A 14,276-nucleotide genomic window follows, 5' to 3' on the forward strand; every position below is an offset into this window, starting at 1 on the left:
GGGTTTGTCCACCGCTACCGGCGTGGCCGCCAGGCCTGCCAAGCCACTCGACGGCAAGGCACCACGGCATCAAGGCATGACTGGCGGACGGTAAGGCAGCGTTGAAGCAAAGACCCACAGCATGAACAGCACAAGCGGCGCGTGGACCAGCAACTGGGTGAAAGTAAACCCGACCACGTCCTTGGCCCGGATCCCCAGCACGCCCAGCAGCGGGAGCATCCAGAACGGGTTGATCAGGTTGGGCAGCGCCTCCGCGGCGTTGTACACCTGCACCGCCCAGCCCAGGTGGACTTGCAGTTCATTGGCAGCCTGCATCACGTAAGGCGCCTCGATGACCCATTTGCCGCCGCCCGATGGCACGAAGAAGCCCAGGACGGCGGAATAGACGCCCATCACCGCGGAGAACGATTCCTTGGTGGCGACCGAGACGAAAGCCGATGCCAGGTGGTGCGACAACGTCGTGCCATCCATTCCAGCTGCCTTGGTGAGGATGAATGCGATGCCGCCATACAGCGGAAACTGGATCAGCACCCCCGCGGTGGATGGCACGGATCTGGCCACGGCGCGCAGGAAGCGCTTGGGACGCCAGTTCAGCAGCATTCCCAGTATCAGGAACAGGAAGTTGTAGGTGTTGAGGTTGGAGATCGCGAGGATCGGGTCCTTGGTGGTGAACTCATGCACCAGCCAACCGGCGCCGAGGGCTACGATCAGCAGGGTCAGCAAGGGGCTGTACTCCAGCCATTCGCCGGGACGCGTGGGGCGGCCAATGCCATCGCCGGCATCGTCGATATCCACGCCCATGTCCTGCGCGGTGCGCGCGCGCTCGCCCGCCGGCGCTGAAAAATATGCTACCAGCAAGGAAGCGACGATCAGCACGGCCGTCATCGCCATCGATTGCCACAGGAAGATGGTCTGCGAAAACGGAATCACGCCGGTGATATCCAGTAGCGACTTGGGCAGGCTGGCGGGGTTGGCCTGCAACTGCGCAGCGGACGAACTTAAGCCCAGTGCCCAGGTGGCACCCATCCCCAGGTAGGCGGCGGCGCTGGCCGCGCGATAGTCCACGCGCAGCCCGGTGCGTCGTGCAATGGCCCGCACCAGCAACCCGCTGAAGATCAGGCTGATGGCCCAGTTGAGCAGGGAGGTCAGCAGGCTGACCAGCGCGACAAAGGCGATGGCGCCGCGCGCCGTGCGCGGCAGGGCGGCTAGCCGCTCGATCAGCAGGGACGCCGGGGGCGAGGCCGCCACGACGTAGCCCGAGATGGCCACCACCGCCATCTGCATGGTGAACGGGATCAGGCTCCAGAAGCCGTCGCCAAATGCGCGGGCTACGCCTTGCGCGGGCGCGCCGATGGCCATCGCGCCAAGCGCCACGACGATCACCGCGATGGCGGCGAAAATATACGAGTCGGGGAACCAGCGCTCGGACCAGTCGGTGACCTTGACGGCCAGGCGCTCCAGTCCGCCGCGGCCCGGGTGGTCCGGGTGTTCAGGCTGGTCCGTTGTGTCCAGGGACAGGGGGGTGCTTTTCATGCTTGTCTCCTTGCATTGCCATGGCTTTCTGCGCGCGGCGTGGTGCGCGGCGAGCCTTCGAATCCTCCATAAGCCATGACGGCGGCCGCGAGGTCTTCCAGCGCGGTGCCGACGGCCTTGAAGACGGTGATCTCCGTGTCATCCGCGCGGCCGGGATGGCGCTGCTGGCACAGGTCCGCGAGCGTGGCCCGGATGTGGGCGGCCTTGAGCACGCCAGCCTCGATGGGGTGGAGCAGGTCGCCGGCCTTGAGCACGGCTTCGCTGGTATCGACGAAGACGGAGGTTGACTCGAAGCAGCCGTCGTCGGCCTCGCGCATGGCCGGCGTGAAGCCGCCGATCAGGTCCAGGTGGGTGCCGGGCCTGAGCCACGCGCGCTGCACGAGCGGCGAGGTGGAGAGCGTGGCCGAGGTCACGATGTCAGCGTCTTCGCAGGCGGCGGCGATCGTCGGGACAAAGCGCGCCTCGAAGCCGTCGGCCAGCAGTCTTGCCGCCAGCGCTTCGCCTTGGCTCGCGTTGATATCCCAGACGGCAACGCGCTGGATCGGCCTGACGGCGCGATAGGCATGGGGCAGCAGGCTGGCAACGCGGCCCGCGCCGAGCACCAGCATCGACGAAGCATCATTGCGGCTCAGGTAAGAGGCCGCCAGCGCCGACGCGGCGGCGGTGCGCCTGGACGTGATCTCGTTGCCATCGATCATGGCCAGCGGCTTGCCGGTGCACGCATCGTGCAGCAGGTAGGTCGAGTACAGGCCCGGCAGTCCGGACAGCGTATTGCCCGGGTAGATGGTCACGGTCTTCACGCCGAGATAGGCGCCGGCCTGCCACGAGGGCATCAGCAGCATCGTCCCCGGCGCCGCGCCGTGCGGATCGATGACATGGCTGTGGCGCTGGGGGACCTCGCAGCCGCGGATAAACGCGTCGCGCAGGGCGGGCACGAGCCTGGCGAACGGCAGCAGCGCGCGGGTGGTGTCGGAGTCGAGTATCAGCATGTTGGCTTGGGTGGGGTTGGAAAAAGGGCGGCGGCGGGCGCGATCACGCGTTCAGCACGATGTCGCTGGCGGGCACGGCCTGGCACGCCAGGCACATGCCGGCATCCTCGGGTTCCTCGCCATGCAGGTTCCGGGTGCGGCCCGACACGACGGAAACCGCGCAGCTCTCGCACTGGCCGACCCGGCAGCCGCTGGGCAGTGCCAGGCCGAGTTTTTCAGCGAAGCCCAGCAGGGGGCCGTCCGTCGAGCGCCAGGTGCCGGTGGTGCCGGACCTGGCGAACATCACATTGAACTGCTGGCCGGGCCCGGCCGCCACGCGCTCGGGCGAGCGGAACACTTCGCGCAAGATGTCGGCGCGCGGCACGCCACGCTCGGCGAGCGCATTGGCGAAGGCGGTCATCATTGGCGCGGGGCCGCACATATAGACGAGCGGGCGCTGGCCGAGCAGTTCGGCGGGGACATGCTCGGCGCTGACGCGTCCGGCCACGTCGTAGTCGACGCCGGGCACGTCGCCTTGCGCGGGACGGTCGTAGAAGTTGACGACTTCCAGCGTCGGCAGGGTTTGCCGCAGCGCCCGGATGCGTGACCGGAACGCATGGGCCAGGCCGTTCTGGTTCGCGTACAACAGCAGCATCCTTGACGGATCGGCGAGCCCGGCCAGCGATTCGAGCAGGCTGATGAACGGCGTGATGCCTATCCCGCCGGCCAGCAGCACCAGGGGGCGCCGGGTGCGCACCGGCATGACAAAGGTGCCGGATGGCGCGCGCAGCGAGACGATGTCGCCAACCGCAAGGCACAGGTTGATATGCGACGAAGCGCGCCCGAACACGGCCTCGCCGGCATCGGTCAGGCCAGCAGCGCGGCGCACGGAGATCGAGTAGCCGCGCCGCGCCGGCAAGACGGCGGGGCCGGTCAGGGAATACGAGCGCACGATCTCTTCGCCGGCGGGCGGCACGGTGAGCTTGATCGTCACATGCTGGCCCGGCAGGAAGTCCGGCAAGCCGCCACCATCCAAGGGCTCCAGGCATACCGACATGACCTCGTGCGCTTCCTTCGCCAGGCTCGCGACGCGAAAGGCGCGATAGCCGTCCCACCGGCGGCGCGTTACGTCGAAAGCCGGATCGGGCTCGACGTTGCAGCGGTAGGCCCGCAGCGGCACGGAGCCGCTGACCGGATCGATGCTGTCCGCGGCGATCAAGCCGTTGTAGTTGCTGTTGTTCTCGCCCGTGACGCCCAGCGCGGTCTGCGCAAGCGCATCGCAGCGCTGCCACCAGCCAAACTCGCCGACCACCACGCGGGGATGCAGGCCTTCCCGGACCTTGGCGATAAACCTTGCGCTGCCGATGGACGTGGTCACCCGGATCGCATCGCCGCTGGCAATCCCGCGCGCGGCCGCCAGCGCGGCCGGGATTTCCGCTTCGGGTTGCAGTGCGCGGCGCCGCAGCGAGGGCAGCCCGCGATGCTGGCTGTGGCAGTAGTAGCCGCTTTTGGCCGAGGTCAGGACAAAAGGATAGGCGCCGCCGGCAGTGTCGTCCGCTTCTTCGGGGCACTGGCCGGCGCGTGGCAGTGGCGGATAGCCGTGACGCAGCAGCTGTTCTGAGTACAACTCCACCAGCCCCGTTTGCGTATGGAAGGCGCGCTCACGCGGCCGGCCCGCATACTTGCGCTCCACGTCGGCAACGGGCACGCGGATGCCTTCCGGCTGCTCGCGCAGCCTGTCCACCGTCAACCCCGACGGGGCGAGCATATGATTCCATCCCGCCTCCAGGCTGCCGCCAAAGAACGCCTGCCCCATGCCCAGCCTGATGGCGAGATCGAACACGATGTCGTTGTCCGAGCGCGACTCGCCGCGCGGCGACACCATGCGCTGGCGCAACTGCACCAGTTGCTCGGCCTCGGCGGAGATCTCGAAGCCGATGCGCAGTCCCTCGCGCTCCCATGGCGTGTTGACCGGCAGCAGGATATCGGCGTAGCGGGAACTGGGGGTTTCGAACAAATCGCAATGGACATAGAAGTCCAGGCTGCGCAAGGCGCGCTCGCCGTCTTCCACATCGGCTTGCGAGAGCAGGGGATTGGTGCCGAATGCCATCAGCGTGCGCACGGCGTAGGGCTGCGCGTGCAGGATCGCCCGGTAAAGGTCGCGCGCGGTGACCCATCCCTGCGCGGGCGGCCCGAGCGGCCTCGCGTCATAGCCCAGCGCCTTGCTCTTCTGCGCCGGCGGCAGCAGGTCGAAGCTGCTGACCGGGTTGTACGGGGGCTTTTGAAAGATCCGGTTGCCGCCCGGCTTGTCGAAACTGCCGGTCAAGGCATAGAGGCAGGCGATTGCCCGGTCCGTCTGGGTTGCGTTGTCGTGCTGGCCAACGCCGGACCAGGCGTGATAGGCCACGCGCCTGGCCGAGCCGAACAGGCTTGCCGCATGGTGGATATCCGCCTGTGCCACCCAGGTGAGCCGCGCGGCTACGTCGACGGGGTAACGGGCGCATTCGCCGGCATACAGGTCGAAGGCGGGTCGGCAAGCGAGCGTGGCCGTGGCTGTGGCTGTGGCCTGGCCCACTTCGAATGTGCCTCTTAGCGCAACATGCTCAAAATCCCGCCCGGCTAGCGCCGATGACGGCCGGGCTTGTCCGGCATGGGCGTCCCAGACCAGGTAGGCATCGCCATCGGCCAGCCCCAGGTCGCGGCCCCGCAGGAAGCGCCCGTTGTCGCAGCGCACCAGCAAGGGGCCATTGGTCCATTGCCGCACGAAGGCCAGGTCGAACGCATTGGCTTCGATCAGCAGGTTGGCGATCGCCATGGCGAGCACGGCGTCCGTGCCCGGCCGCACGCGCAGCCATTGCTCCGCCTGGCCTGCCAGCGCTGTCTCCCTGGGGTCCACCACCAGCAGCTTTGCGCCGGCGGCCCTGCCGGCGCCAATCGCTTCGGCCTGCGACAGCCAGGTGTTGGTCGGGTTATGGCCCCACAACACGATGAGTTCGGCATTGCGGTAATCGGCGGTCGGCATGCCGCAGCCGAAGGTGAAGGCGTGCGCATAGTCCTTGTGCCAGTTGCAGATTTCCGTGGCGTAGCAGGTGTTGGGACTGCCAAAGAGCCGGATAAGCCGCTCGATCCAGTCGATGCTGTCGGATAGCGGCGTGCCGCTCGGCGTGGTGACGGCAAAGGCGACCGATTCGGCGCCGCCCTCACGCCTGGCCTGGAGCAGGCGCTGCGCAACCTCGGCCAGGGCCTCCTCCCAGCTAATGCGCTGCCAGCAGGGATCCGCATCGGTCTTGGGCGTGGTTCGCCGCATCGGATACAAGACGCGGTCGGCGCTATGGACCAGTTCCGGCGCGGATTTTCCCTTCATGCACATTGCCTTGCCCGTGGGGTGCGCGGTGTCGGGGCGCACTGCGATCAGCGCATCGTTCGCCACCACGTTCACCGTGCCGCATCGGGAGCGGCACAACGTGCAGTAGCCGCGCTTGTCTTCCTGAATCATGGTTGTCACCGCATCTTGTCTCCTGACCGGATGCTAGCTAGCATGAGGAAGTATTTCTAATTCATAATTTCGACATAGCAATATCGGAAAAATCGATGCTACCCACCTTAAAGCAACTGCGGCATTTCGTGGCCATCGCCGAGACGGGACAGGTGTCGCGTGCGGCGCTTCGTTGCCACGTATCGCAGTCATCCATGACGGCCTCCCTGAAGGGTCTGGAGGAAGCGGTAGGCGTGCAGTTGTTCACCCGGCACGCCAGCGGCGTGCGCCTCACCGAAGCCGGTACGCGTTTCCTGCGGCATGCGCAGCAGATCGAGGACGCCGTGCTGGATGCGGTGGAAGCCGTCAGCGTGGCGCCGGTAGACATCGCGGGCACGGTGCGCCTGGGCGTGACCGAAACCATCACGGCCTATGTGCTGCCCGGCTTGCTGGAGTCCATCGAGAGAAAGTTCCCCCGGCTGCGGCTTGAGTTGCTGGAGCGGGAACGGCATGACATCGAGCGGGGCATCCTGCGTGGCGAGATCGACATTGCCCTGCTGCTGGTTTCGAACCTGCCAGGGCTCGACCATGTCACCTGCGAAACGCTGCTGCGCTCGCCAAGGCAGCTATGGGGCCATCCCGAGCATCCGCTGATGATGGCGGACCGCATCGGCCTGGCGGACGTGGCGCGGCATGACTACATCCTGCTCGACATGGACGAGCACATTGCCACGGTCGGCAAGTACTGGGGGCAATATGGACTGGCACCGCAGGTCCGCTACCAGAGCTGCTCGATCGAGGCGGTCCGCAGCCTGGTGGCGGCCGGGCGCGGCATTGCCATCCTGTCCGACCTGGTTTACCGGCCGTGGTCGCTGGAGGGGCAGCGCATCGTGCGGCGCGCGATTGCCGACAAGGTGCCGTCGATGGACGTGGGGCTGGTATGGAAGCGCGAGCCCGCCACCCCGGGCAATGTGGTGGCGCTTGCGGACTACCTGCGCAGTGCGCTCAAGGGCAGGGAGAAAGCGCGCATGTGAGCCGGCGGGCCTATGCCAGGATCAGTGGCCGGCGCCGGATTCCCGAAGCCGCACGGGCGGGGCCGGTTTGCCGGCCATTGCCGGCTTCCGGCCTTTGCCGGCTTCCGGCCTTTGCGGAATATCCGCTGGAGTTCCTTTTTCGCAATGATCCCTTCGCTGCACAGGGGGCACTTGAGCACGGTCAGGAGGAAAGACGAACCCAGTTCGGACGCATCGATCTCGAGCGTTGCCACTGACAAGTCAGATTTCCTGCAACTTGGACATAGCATGATGGAAGCGGGGAAGGTGGCAGATCAGGGAGCACGAGCGAAGCATCGCTTGCGCTCGCCCGGTTCTTGCTGGCGCGGCGGGCAACGGGTATCGCCATAGGAGCAGAATACGCAGCAGTCCCCGGCCTTGGGTTTCAGCACGGCGTTGCAGTGCCCGCACGTGTAGCACCACAGGCACGCGTCGGTGGGCATGTTCTCGGCGCTCCGGTGTCCGCAATGTGGGCAGGTGATGGTCGACTGCAGTAGGACGGTGCGCATCCCCTTCCCTTAAGGCCAGCTTGCACATAGTCTAGGTGCGTACTCGGGTACGGAGTCAAGCGATGGAATCGGCACTGACGATCGGGCAGGTGGCCAAGGCGGCCAATGTGGGCGTGGAAACGGTGCGCTACTACCAAAGGTGTGGCCTCCTGCCGGTACCCGAGCGAGCGCCTGGCGCCATCCGGCAATATCCACGTGAAAGCCTGCAAAGGCTGATCTTCATCCGCCGCGCGCAGGCGCTTGGATTCGCGCTGGATGAAATCCGCGTCTTGCTGCAACTCAATGACGGTAGCACGTGCGGGACCGCGCGTACGCTGGCTGAACGCAAGCTCCAGGCGGTGGAGGCGCGCCTGGGGGAGTTGCAGGCGCTGCGTACCGACTTGCGCAGGTTGATCGGGCAATGCCACGCCAGCGATGGCACTGGCTCGTGCCCCTTGATTGCAACGCTGTGCGCGTCCTGCTAGCCGTGCAGCATTGCGGGCATCCACAGGGAGGATCGGGGACTTGCCGTACAACGGAAAGCAAGGCGCTGGCAAGCCTGCCGGCGCAACTGCGCGTTGTGCGCGGCCAGCCATGCGACGCCAGTAGCACCCGGCGGCAAACTTGGCTAGAGTGGGAACCTCATACAGTTCGCGTCAAGCATGAGGATACCCATGGAAGCCCAGCGCCTGCAGTTCCCGGGAAGTGATGGTCAGCAACTCTCCGCGCGGCTGGATTTGCCAGTTGGCCCGGTGCGCACTTTTGCCTTGTTCGCCCATTGCTTCACTTGCGGCAAGGACGTGCTGGCGGCGACGCGTATCGCGCAGGCGCTGACGGCACACGGCATCGCCGTGCTGCGCTTTGATTTCACCGGCCTTGGCGGCAGCGGCGGCGATTTCGCCAATACCAACTTCTCGTCCAACGTGGCCGACCTGCTGGCGGCGGCGGACTATCTGCGCCAGCACCACCGGGCGCCAGCCTTGCTGATTGGCCACAGCCTGGGCGGCGCGGCGGTGCTCAGCGCCGCGCACGGCATCCCCGAAGCCAAGGCGGTCGTCACCATCGCCGCGCCGAGCGATCCGAGCCATGTGGTCGGCCTGTTCGGCGACCAGGCCGCACGCATCGAGGCCGATGGAGAGGCCGAGGTCCGGCTCGCCGGCCGTCCGTTCAAGATCAAGCGGCAGTTCATCGAAGACGTGGCCGAGCAGAAGCTGCTCGATAACGTAGCCAAGCTGCGCAAGGCGCTGCTGGTCATGCATGCGCCGCAGGACGACACCGTCGGCATCGATAACGCCACGCAGATCTTCATTGCCGCCAAGCATCCCAAGAGCTTCGTCTCGCTCGACCGCGCCGATCACCTGCTCACGCGCAAGGCCGATGCCGTTTACGTGGCCAACACCATTGCGGCATGGAGCCAGCGCTATCTCGACATCGATGCCCTGGATGTGCCGGCCGCAGTGGCCGAGGAAGGGCTGGTGCGGGTGGAGGAAAGCCACGCCGGCAAGTACCAGCAGCGCATCACCGCCGGGCCGCACCACCTGCTGGCCGACGAACCCGTTTCGTTTGGCGGGCTCAACGGCGGCCCCGCGCCTTACGACCTGCTGCTGGCGGGGCTGGGCGCCTGCACCGCCATGACCATGCGCATGTATGCGGACCGCAAGGGCTGGCCACTGGAACACGTGGCCGTGACGCTGCGCCACGAGAAGATCCACGCGACCGATTGCGCGGAGTGCTCCACCACCGAAGGCAAGATCGACTGGATCGAGCGGGAGATCACCATGCGCGGCCCGCTGGACGAGGCGCAACGCGCGGCGCTGATGGAGATCGCCGACAAGTGCCCGGTCCACCGGACCCTGCATTCGGAGGTGGTGGTGCGCACCCATCTGGCGGAGACTGCCGCCGGGTAGGCCGCCGGCACGAACCGGAAGAGATGGCCTGCGGGCTGCCCCTTCCGGTTTTGCCTGGGGCTTCTCAGAGGAAGGTTGTCTCGATTCGCGACGCACCCTTGAGGAACAGCGTCACCGGCGTGCGCTCGCAGATCTGCGCGAGCCGCTCGCGCTCGGCCTCGCCCAGTTCCACGCCGCTAAGCCGGACCTCGCGCCGGATGAAGCGTGCCTCGTCCTTGCCCTGGAAGACCGCCGTGACTTCCACATCGGCCACGGGCCACTGTTTCCTCTGCATGTACATCTTCAGCGTGATGGCGGTGCAGGACACCAGACCGGACAGCACGAAGGCAAAGGGCGGCGGGCCCTGGTCCGTGCCGCCCAGCCCGGCGGACTCGTCACCGACCAGTGCGTGGCTGCCGGCCTGCAGGTGCACCAGGTAGTTGGCATCGACCGAGCCGATCCGGGCGGTGGCTTGGGAATTTGACATGGTATTTCCTGGGGTTGTTGGTGCAGAGGATTGTGCGGATTATGCGGGTTATGCTCAATATTATGCGGGCGCGCGCCGGAGGGAAAGGCTCTTCTCGCCATATTTCCCGCTTGTCATCGGCACAGAGGCCAGGGCACCGTACCCACCTGGGGTCCCCGGTGGCCAGGGCGCGCCTACACTGTAGCCATCACTTCAAGACCGGGGGCACGCATGGAAGCATCGCAAGTCTTGCCGTTGCTGCTGCATTTCGACCAGCATCTCGGCCCTGCCATCGCGCAATACGGCATCTTGGTCTACGGCATCCTGTTTGCCATCGTGTTCTGCGAGATCGGGCTGTTGCCGCTGTTCTTCCTGCCTGGCGACCCGCTGCTGTTTCTCTGTGGCGCGTTCTGCGCGGCGGGCGCGCTCAAGCTATGGATCCTGCTGCCGGTGCTGCTGGTCGCCGCGGTGGCCGGCAGCCTGCTGAACTACGCCATCGGCAAAGCCATCGGGGCCCGCGTGTTCACGGGCGGCTACCGATGGATCAACCGCGACGCACTGCGCAGGACGCATGACTTCTACCAGCGCCACGGCGGCCTGACTTTGCTGCTGTCCCCCTTCGTCGCCGTGGTGCGCACCTTTGCCCCGTTCGTCGCGGGCGTGTCCGCCATGTCCGCGACGCGCTTCGCGCTGGCCGCGAGTGCTGGCGCCACGGTGTGGGTGGTGTCGCTGCTGGCCGGCGGCTATCTCTTCGGCAATGTGCCGCTGGTGCGCGACCACATGAGCGCCATCGTCCTGCTTGGGCTTGCGCTTGGGCTGGGGTCGCTGGTGGTGGCCAGTGCGTGGCGGGCGGTGAAGGGCAGGCAGGGGGCACGGGGGTGAGTCGTTTGCGGTTGTGACGGCGCGCAAGCATGGACATGGAAGGCCTCGGGTCGCCCGGCTTCTGGTTGCTGATCGATAGGACAAAAAGTACACATATTTTTGTGCTAAATTATGTGCTTTATTACGGGTAACGAACGGGCTGCAAGCCTGTCCATGCAGTCCGATTGGAACCCGCTACGCCAGGCAACCCAAAGATATGACAGTCACACGCGCCATCTACGCTACCGCGACCGTAAGCATCACGGACCTTCGCCGCAACCCCGGTGCCATCATTGAGGAGGCCGGTAACGAACCCGTGGCAGTCCTCAATCACAATCGCCCGGCCGCATACCTGGTTCCCGCCCAGGCTTTCGAAGCACTTATGGACCGGCTTGAGGACATCGAGCTTGCAGAAATCGTTCGGCAGCGTCGCGGCGGGAAGTCCGTAAAGGTGTCGCTGGATGAGTTATGAGCTCGCCTTTCACGAAGACGCTTTGAAGGAATGGAAGAAACTCGATGCGTCGATCAAGGATCAGTTTCGAAAGCAGCTCGAGAAACGTCTGGCCGAACCCCGGGTGCCGTCTGCCAAGCTCAGTGGCAAGGACATGAAAGACGTATACAAGATTAAGCTGCGCGATGCCGGATACCGGCTGGTGTACGAGGTCAACGATCGTACCGTCACTGTGCTAGTGCTCGCTGTTGGACGACGGGACAAGAGTGAGGCTTATCGCCGGGCCGGTGTAAGGCGATAGCGGTCACCTTGTATTGCCCGACCTATGGTTCGCCTTTCCCATCTCGCGTAGCAACGGCATCATCCGGCCGGCTCGTGCTCCACAAGATGCACACCAGCAACAACACCTGCACCACCAGCCGGACACCCAGCAGGGTCGGCGGAATCTTCGGGAACAGCTTGGGGTGCTGCCACATGTAGACATTGGCCGGCGTGACCGCAAGCGTCAGCAGTGCCAGGCCGTATCCCGCCGCTCGCCGGGTGGGCAGCCACAGCACCCCCAGCGCGCCCAGCAGCTCGAACACGCCGCTCACCAGCACGGCGGCGGCAGGGTAGGGGATCGATGGAGGGACGATGCTGACGAAGAACGGCGTCAGCATGAAGTGCCCGAGCCCGCCGAGGGCGAACCAAACGAACACAAACAGCAGCCCGGCGCGTTTTGCTTTGCTCATGAACGTCCTTGTCGGTGCGCGTACGCAATCCGGAGGGTTTCATCGGGGGCAACCTCTGGTCCGGCCGGGCACCCTGTGCTCCCCCACGTGGAAGGTGCCCAAGAAGGATACCTTGCGCTTTGCACCGTTTGAATGTTCCACCTGTTTCAATCGAGAGATGGGATCCCCGGGGCGGAGAATGGCCACTGTCCTGCATGGCCATGTGCATGCCTCGCGCCCAGTAGCCCATGCGGCCCGGCGGGCCGGCAGCGAGGTCGGCCCGAGGCCACTTGGTGCAGGCGGCTGGCCAAGCGGGCCTCCCAATTCGAGATTGCTCTCCAACCTTCATCGTTTTGTCATCCGCACCACCCAGAATGCGCTCACTGTTGATGCAAGGAGTGTGGGATGACGCATGCGATTGAAGTGCGCGGCCTGTCCAAGTCGTTCCAGGCGGGACGCAAGGCGCTGGATAACGTGAGCCTTGCCGTTGCCCCTGGTGAAATGGTGGCGCTGCTGGGTGCCTCGGGCTCGGGCAAGTCCACGTTGCTGCGCCACGTGGCGGGGTTTATCGCTGCCGATGCGGGCGGCGCTGGCGAGGTGCTGGTCAATGGCCGGGCCATCCAGCAAGGCGGCCGGCTGGCGCGTGATGTGCGCGCGGCAAGGGCAGAGATCGGTTTTGTATTCCAGCAGTTCAACCTGGTGGGCCGCCTGCCGGTGATCACGAACGTGCTGACCGGCATGCTGCCGCGCGTGCCGCTGTGGCGCAGCCTGATCCGCTTCTTCCGTGTCGGCGAGATCGACGCAGGGCTCGAAGCGCTTGCCCAGGTTGGTATAGACGACTATGCCTTTCGGCGGGCATCCACCTTGTCGGGCGGCCAGCAGCAGCGCGCGGCCATTGCCCGCACACTGGTGCAGAACGCGCGGGTGATCCTGGCCGACGAGCCGATCGCTTCGCTGGATCCCGAATCCGCGCGGCGCGTGATGGAGTTGCTGGCGCAGATCAACCGAGCGCGCCGCGTGGCAGTGGTGGTGTCGCTGCACCAGGTGGATGTGGCGATGCGCTATTGCCCGCGCGTGGTCGCGCTGCGCCACGGCAAGGTGGTCTACGACGGCCCGTCCGCCGCGCTGACCCCGGCCATGTTGCGCGATCTGTATGGCACGGAAGCCGCCGAGCTGCTGCCCGACGGCGCGGGGCTGGAGGTTGCCGCGCCCGCCATGCTGCACGGTGGCCTGGCGGCGGCCTGATTGACCCCGGATTATTTCGCAATGTTTCCCGCAAGCACCCCCAACAAGGTTTTTCCTCGGAGTTCCCTCATGCTGCGCAGAACCCTTCTCGCCCTGATCGTCACGAGCGCCGCTGGCGCGCTCTCGCTGCCCGCCTTTGCCCAGGAAGGCAAGGTCCTCAACATGGGCTTTATCTCGACGGAAACCTCGTCCAACCTGAAGTCCGCCTGGCAGCCCGTGATCGATGACCTGAGCAAACAGCTGGGCGTGCAGGTCAAGCCGTTCTTCGCCTCCGACTACGCCGGCATCATCGAAGCCATGCGCTTCAACAAGGTGCAGATTGCCTGGTTCGGCAACAAGTCCGCCATCGAAGCGGTGGACCGCGCCAACGGCGAGGTGTTCGCCTCGGTGATCGACAAGGACGGCAACCCCGGCTACTGGTCGCTCCTGATCGTCAACAAGGACAGCAACCTCAAGACGCTGGACGATGTGCTCAAGCAAGGCAAGTCGCTGAGCTATGGCGCGGGCGATCCGAACTCCACCTCGGGCACCGCCGTGCCGGGCCACTACCTGTGGGGCGCCCACAAGATCGAGCCGAAGACCTTTTTCAAGACGGTGCGTGTGAGCAACCACGAAACCAACCTGCTGTCCGTGCTGAACAAGCAGGTCGACGTGGCGGTCAACAACACCGAGAACATGGAGCGCTACCGCATCAACACCGGCAAGAACGCCTATGAGCAGGTGCGCGTGCTGTGGAAGTCGCCGCTGATCCCGGCGGATCCGCTGGTCTACCGCAAGGACCTGCCGGCCGATGTCAAGGCCAAGGTACAGACCTTCTTCGTGAACTACGGCAAGGGTGCCGACGCCGCGCGCGAGAAAGAGAACCTTGCCAAGCTGACCTACCAGGGCTTCCGTGCGTCCAACGACAAGCAGCTGGTGCCGATCCGCCAGATCGAGCTGGCCCGCGAGAAGACCAAGATCGAGTCCGACACCACGATGGCCGCGCCGGACAAGGAAAAGCGCCTCGCCGACCTGAGCAGCAAGCTGGCTGAGCTGGACAAGATCGCCGCCAGCGCGCAGTAACGCGCCCATAGTCAAGCACTATCCGCGGCCCGCCCCCAAGCCGGGGCGGGCCGCACACCGTCGCCTCACCTTTGCTTTA

Annotated in this window: 14 protein-coding genes; 8 read left to right on the forward strand and 6 right to left on the reverse strand. The window is 65.7% G+C overall.

Annotated features, from left to right (window positions below; genetic code table 11):
• Window positions 1-69: 69 nt before the first annotated feature.
• From AC1RQK_RS00780 to AC1RQK_RS00790, 3 genes are read right to left on the reverse strand one after another with little or no spacing between them, the layout of a single operon-like run.
• Complete coding sequence (locus tag AC1RQK_RS00780) at window positions 70-1,533, reverse strand: short-chain fatty acid transporter (RefSeq protein ID WP_492807150.1); 1,464 nt, start codon at window positions 1,531-1,533, stop codon at window positions 70-72.
• Complete coding sequence (gene lhpI / locus AC1RQK_RS00785; protein WP_492372042.1) at window positions 1,530-2,522, reverse strand: bifunctional Delta(1)-pyrroline-2-carboxylate/Delta(1)-piperideine-2-carboxylate reductase; 993 nt, start codon at window positions 2,520-2,522, stop codon at window positions 1,530-1,532. The genes AC1RQK_RS00780 and lhpI overlap by 4 nt, the downstream gene beginning before the upstream one ends.
• 43 nt (window positions 2,523-2,565) lie before the next feature.
• Window positions 2,566-5,997 (reverse strand): molybdopterin-dependent oxidoreductase, encoded by a 3,432-nt coding sequence (locus tag AC1RQK_RS00790; protein WP_492807479.1) that lies wholly within the window; start codon window positions 5,995-5,997, stop codon window positions 2,566-2,568.
• Window positions 5,998-6,092: 95 nt separating this feature from the next.
• Between AC1RQK_RS00790 and AC1RQK_RS00795 the strand changes: the two genes are divergently transcribed.
• Entirely contained in the window at window positions 6,093-7,010 is a 918-nt protein-coding gene (locus AC1RQK_RS00795; RefSeq protein ID WP_492807152.1) for a LysR family transcriptional regulator, read from the forward strand.
• A 293-nt stretch (window positions 7,011-7,303) separates the two neighbouring features.
• Here the strand turns inward: AC1RQK_RS00795 and AC1RQK_RS00800 are convergent, their stop codons facing one another.
• Window positions 7,304-7,537: a GDCCVxC domain-containing (seleno)protein gene (locus AC1RQK_RS00800; RefSeq protein WP_492807154.1), complete on the reverse strand. Its 234-nt coding sequence runs from the start codon at window positions 7,535-7,537 to the stop codon at window positions 7,304-7,306.
• Window positions 7,538-7,599: 62 nt separating this feature from the next.
• Here AC1RQK_RS00800 and AC1RQK_RS00805 point away from each other — a divergent pair, with 62 nt between their 5' ends.
• Window positions 7,600-8,001: a MerR family transcriptional regulator gene (locus AC1RQK_RS00805; RefSeq protein WP_492372038.1), complete on the forward strand. Its 402-nt coding sequence runs from the start codon at window positions 7,600-7,602 to the stop codon at window positions 7,999-8,001.
• Between the two features lie 189 nt (window positions 8,002-8,190).
• Entirely contained in the window at window positions 8,191-9,423 is a 1,233-nt protein-coding gene (locus tag AC1RQK_RS00810; protein WP_492372037.1) for a bifunctional alpha/beta hydrolase/OsmC family protein, read from the forward strand.
• 64 nt (window positions 9,424-9,487) lie between these two features.
• Here AC1RQK_RS00810 and AC1RQK_RS00815 read toward each other — a convergent pair whose 3' ends face one another.
• A complete protein-coding gene (locus AC1RQK_RS00815) occupies window positions 9,488-9,889 on the reverse strand; it encodes an OsmC family protein (protein WP_253929250.1) in 402 nt (133 codons plus the stop codon).
• Window positions 9,890-10,099: 210 nt separating this feature from the next.
• Between AC1RQK_RS00815 and AC1RQK_RS00820 the strand changes: the two genes are divergently transcribed.
• The 3 genes from AC1RQK_RS00820 to AC1RQK_RS00830 all read left to right on the forward strand — a co-directional run bounded on the left by AC1RQK_RS00820 (window position 10,100) and on the right by AC1RQK_RS00830 (window position 11,481).
• Entirely contained in the window at window positions 10,100-10,750 is a 651-nt protein-coding gene (locus AC1RQK_RS00820) for a VTT domain-containing protein (RefSeq protein ID WP_492807157.1), read from the forward strand.
• A 196-nt stretch (window positions 10,751-10,946) separates the two neighbouring features.
• Window positions 10,947-11,201 (forward strand): type II toxin-antitoxin system Phd/YefM family antitoxin, encoded by a 255-nt coding sequence (locus AC1RQK_RS00825; RefSeq protein ID WP_043354770.1) that lies wholly within the window; start codon window positions 10,947-10,949, stop codon window positions 11,199-11,201.
• Window positions 11,191-11,481, forward strand: coding sequence for a type II toxin-antitoxin system RelE family toxin (locus AC1RQK_RS00830; RefSeq protein WP_150989398.1), 291 nt, complete (start codon window positions 11,191-11,193; stop codon window positions 11,479-11,481). The genes AC1RQK_RS00825 and AC1RQK_RS00830 overlap by 11 nt, the downstream gene beginning before the upstream one ends.
• A gap of 22 nt (window positions 11,482-11,503) precedes the next feature.
• Here the strand turns inward: AC1RQK_RS00830 and AC1RQK_RS00835 are convergent, their stop codons facing one another.
• Window positions 11,504-11,911 carry a DoxX family protein gene (locus tag AC1RQK_RS00835; protein ID WP_492807159.1) on the reverse strand — a complete coding sequence of 136 codons (408 nt, stop codon included), beginning with the start codon at window positions 11,909-11,911 and terminating at the stop codon, window positions 11,504-11,506.
• Between the two features lie 384 nt (window positions 11,912-12,295).
• Here AC1RQK_RS00835 and phnC point away from each other — a divergent pair, with 384 nt between their 5' ends.
• Window positions 12,296-13,135, forward strand: a complete 840-nt coding sequence (gene phnC, locus AC1RQK_RS00840) for a phosphonate ABC transporter ATP-binding protein (RefSeq protein WP_492807161.1) — start codon at window positions 12,296-12,298, stop codon at window positions 13,133-13,135.
• Window positions 13,136-13,204: 69 nt separating this feature from the next.
• Window positions 13,205-14,197 (forward strand): phosphonate ABC transporter substrate-binding protein, encoded by a 993-nt coding sequence (phnD, locus tag AC1RQK_RS00845; protein WP_492807162.1) that lies wholly within the window; start codon window positions 13,205-13,207, stop codon window positions 14,195-14,197.
• Window positions 14,198-14,276: the final 79 nt, after the last annotated feature.

The organism is Cupriavidus sp. GW822-FHT02D05 (assembly GCF_058802485.1).

What these genes read in the sequence shown, in the direction of transcription:
- AC1RQK_RS00795 (WP_492807152.1), top strand. Translation starts at nt 6,093, where the DNA reads ATGCTACCCACCTTAAAGCAACTGCGGCATTTCGTGGCCATCGCCGAG.
- AC1RQK_RS00805 (WP_492372038.1), top strand. Translation starts at nt 7,600, where the DNA reads ATGGAATCGGCACTGACGATCGGGCAGGTGGCCAAGGCGGCCAATGTG.
- AC1RQK_RS00815 (WP_253929250.1), bottom strand. Translation starts at nt 9,889, where the DNA reads ATGTCAAATTCCCAAGCCACCGCCCGGATCGGCTCGGTCGATGCCAAC.
- AC1RQK_RS00800 (WP_492807154.1), bottom strand. Translation starts at nt 7,537, where the DNA reads ATGCGCACCGTCCTACTGCAGTCGACCATCACCTGCCCACATTGCGGA.
- AC1RQK_RS00825 (WP_043354770.1), top strand. Translation starts at nt 10,947, where the DNA reads ATGACAGTCACACGCGCCATCTACGCTACCGCGACCGTAAGCATCACG.
- phnD (WP_492807162.1), top strand. Translation starts at nt 13,205, where the DNA reads ATGCTGCGCAGAACCCTTCTCGCCCTGATCGTCACGAGCGCCGCTGGC.
- AC1RQK_RS00820 (WP_492807157.1), top strand. Translation starts at nt 10,100, where the DNA reads ATGGAAGCATCGCAAGTCTTGCCGTTGCTGCTGCATTTCGACCAGCAT.
- lhpI (WP_492372042.1), bottom strand. Translation starts at nt 2,522, where the DNA reads ATGCTGATACTCGACTCCGACACCACCCGCGCGCTGCTGCCGTTCGCC.
- AC1RQK_RS00780 (WP_492807150.1), bottom strand. Translation starts at nt 1,533, where the DNA reads ATGAAAAGCACCCCCCTGTCCCTGGACACAACGGACCAGCCTGAACAC.
- AC1RQK_RS00790 (WP_492807479.1), bottom strand. Translation starts at nt 5,997, where the DNA reads ATGATTCAGGAAGACAAGCGCGGCTACTGCACGTTGTGCCGCTCCCGA.
- AC1RQK_RS00835 (WP_492807159.1), bottom strand. Translation starts at nt 11,911, where the DNA reads ATGAGCAAAGCAAAACGCGCCGGGCTGCTGTTTGTGTTCGTTTGGTTC.
- phnC (WP_492807161.1), top strand. Translation starts at nt 12,296, where the DNA reads ATGACGCATGCGATTGAAGTGCGCGGCCTGTCCAAGTCGTTCCAGGCG.
- AC1RQK_RS00810 (WP_492372037.1), top strand. Translation starts at nt 8,191, where the DNA reads ATGGAAGCCCAGCGCCTGCAGTTCCCGGGAAGTGATGGTCAGCAACTC.
- AC1RQK_RS00830 (WP_150989398.1), top strand. Translation starts at nt 11,191, where the DNA reads ATGAGTTATGAGCTCGCCTTTCACGAAGACGCTTTGAAGGAATGGAAG.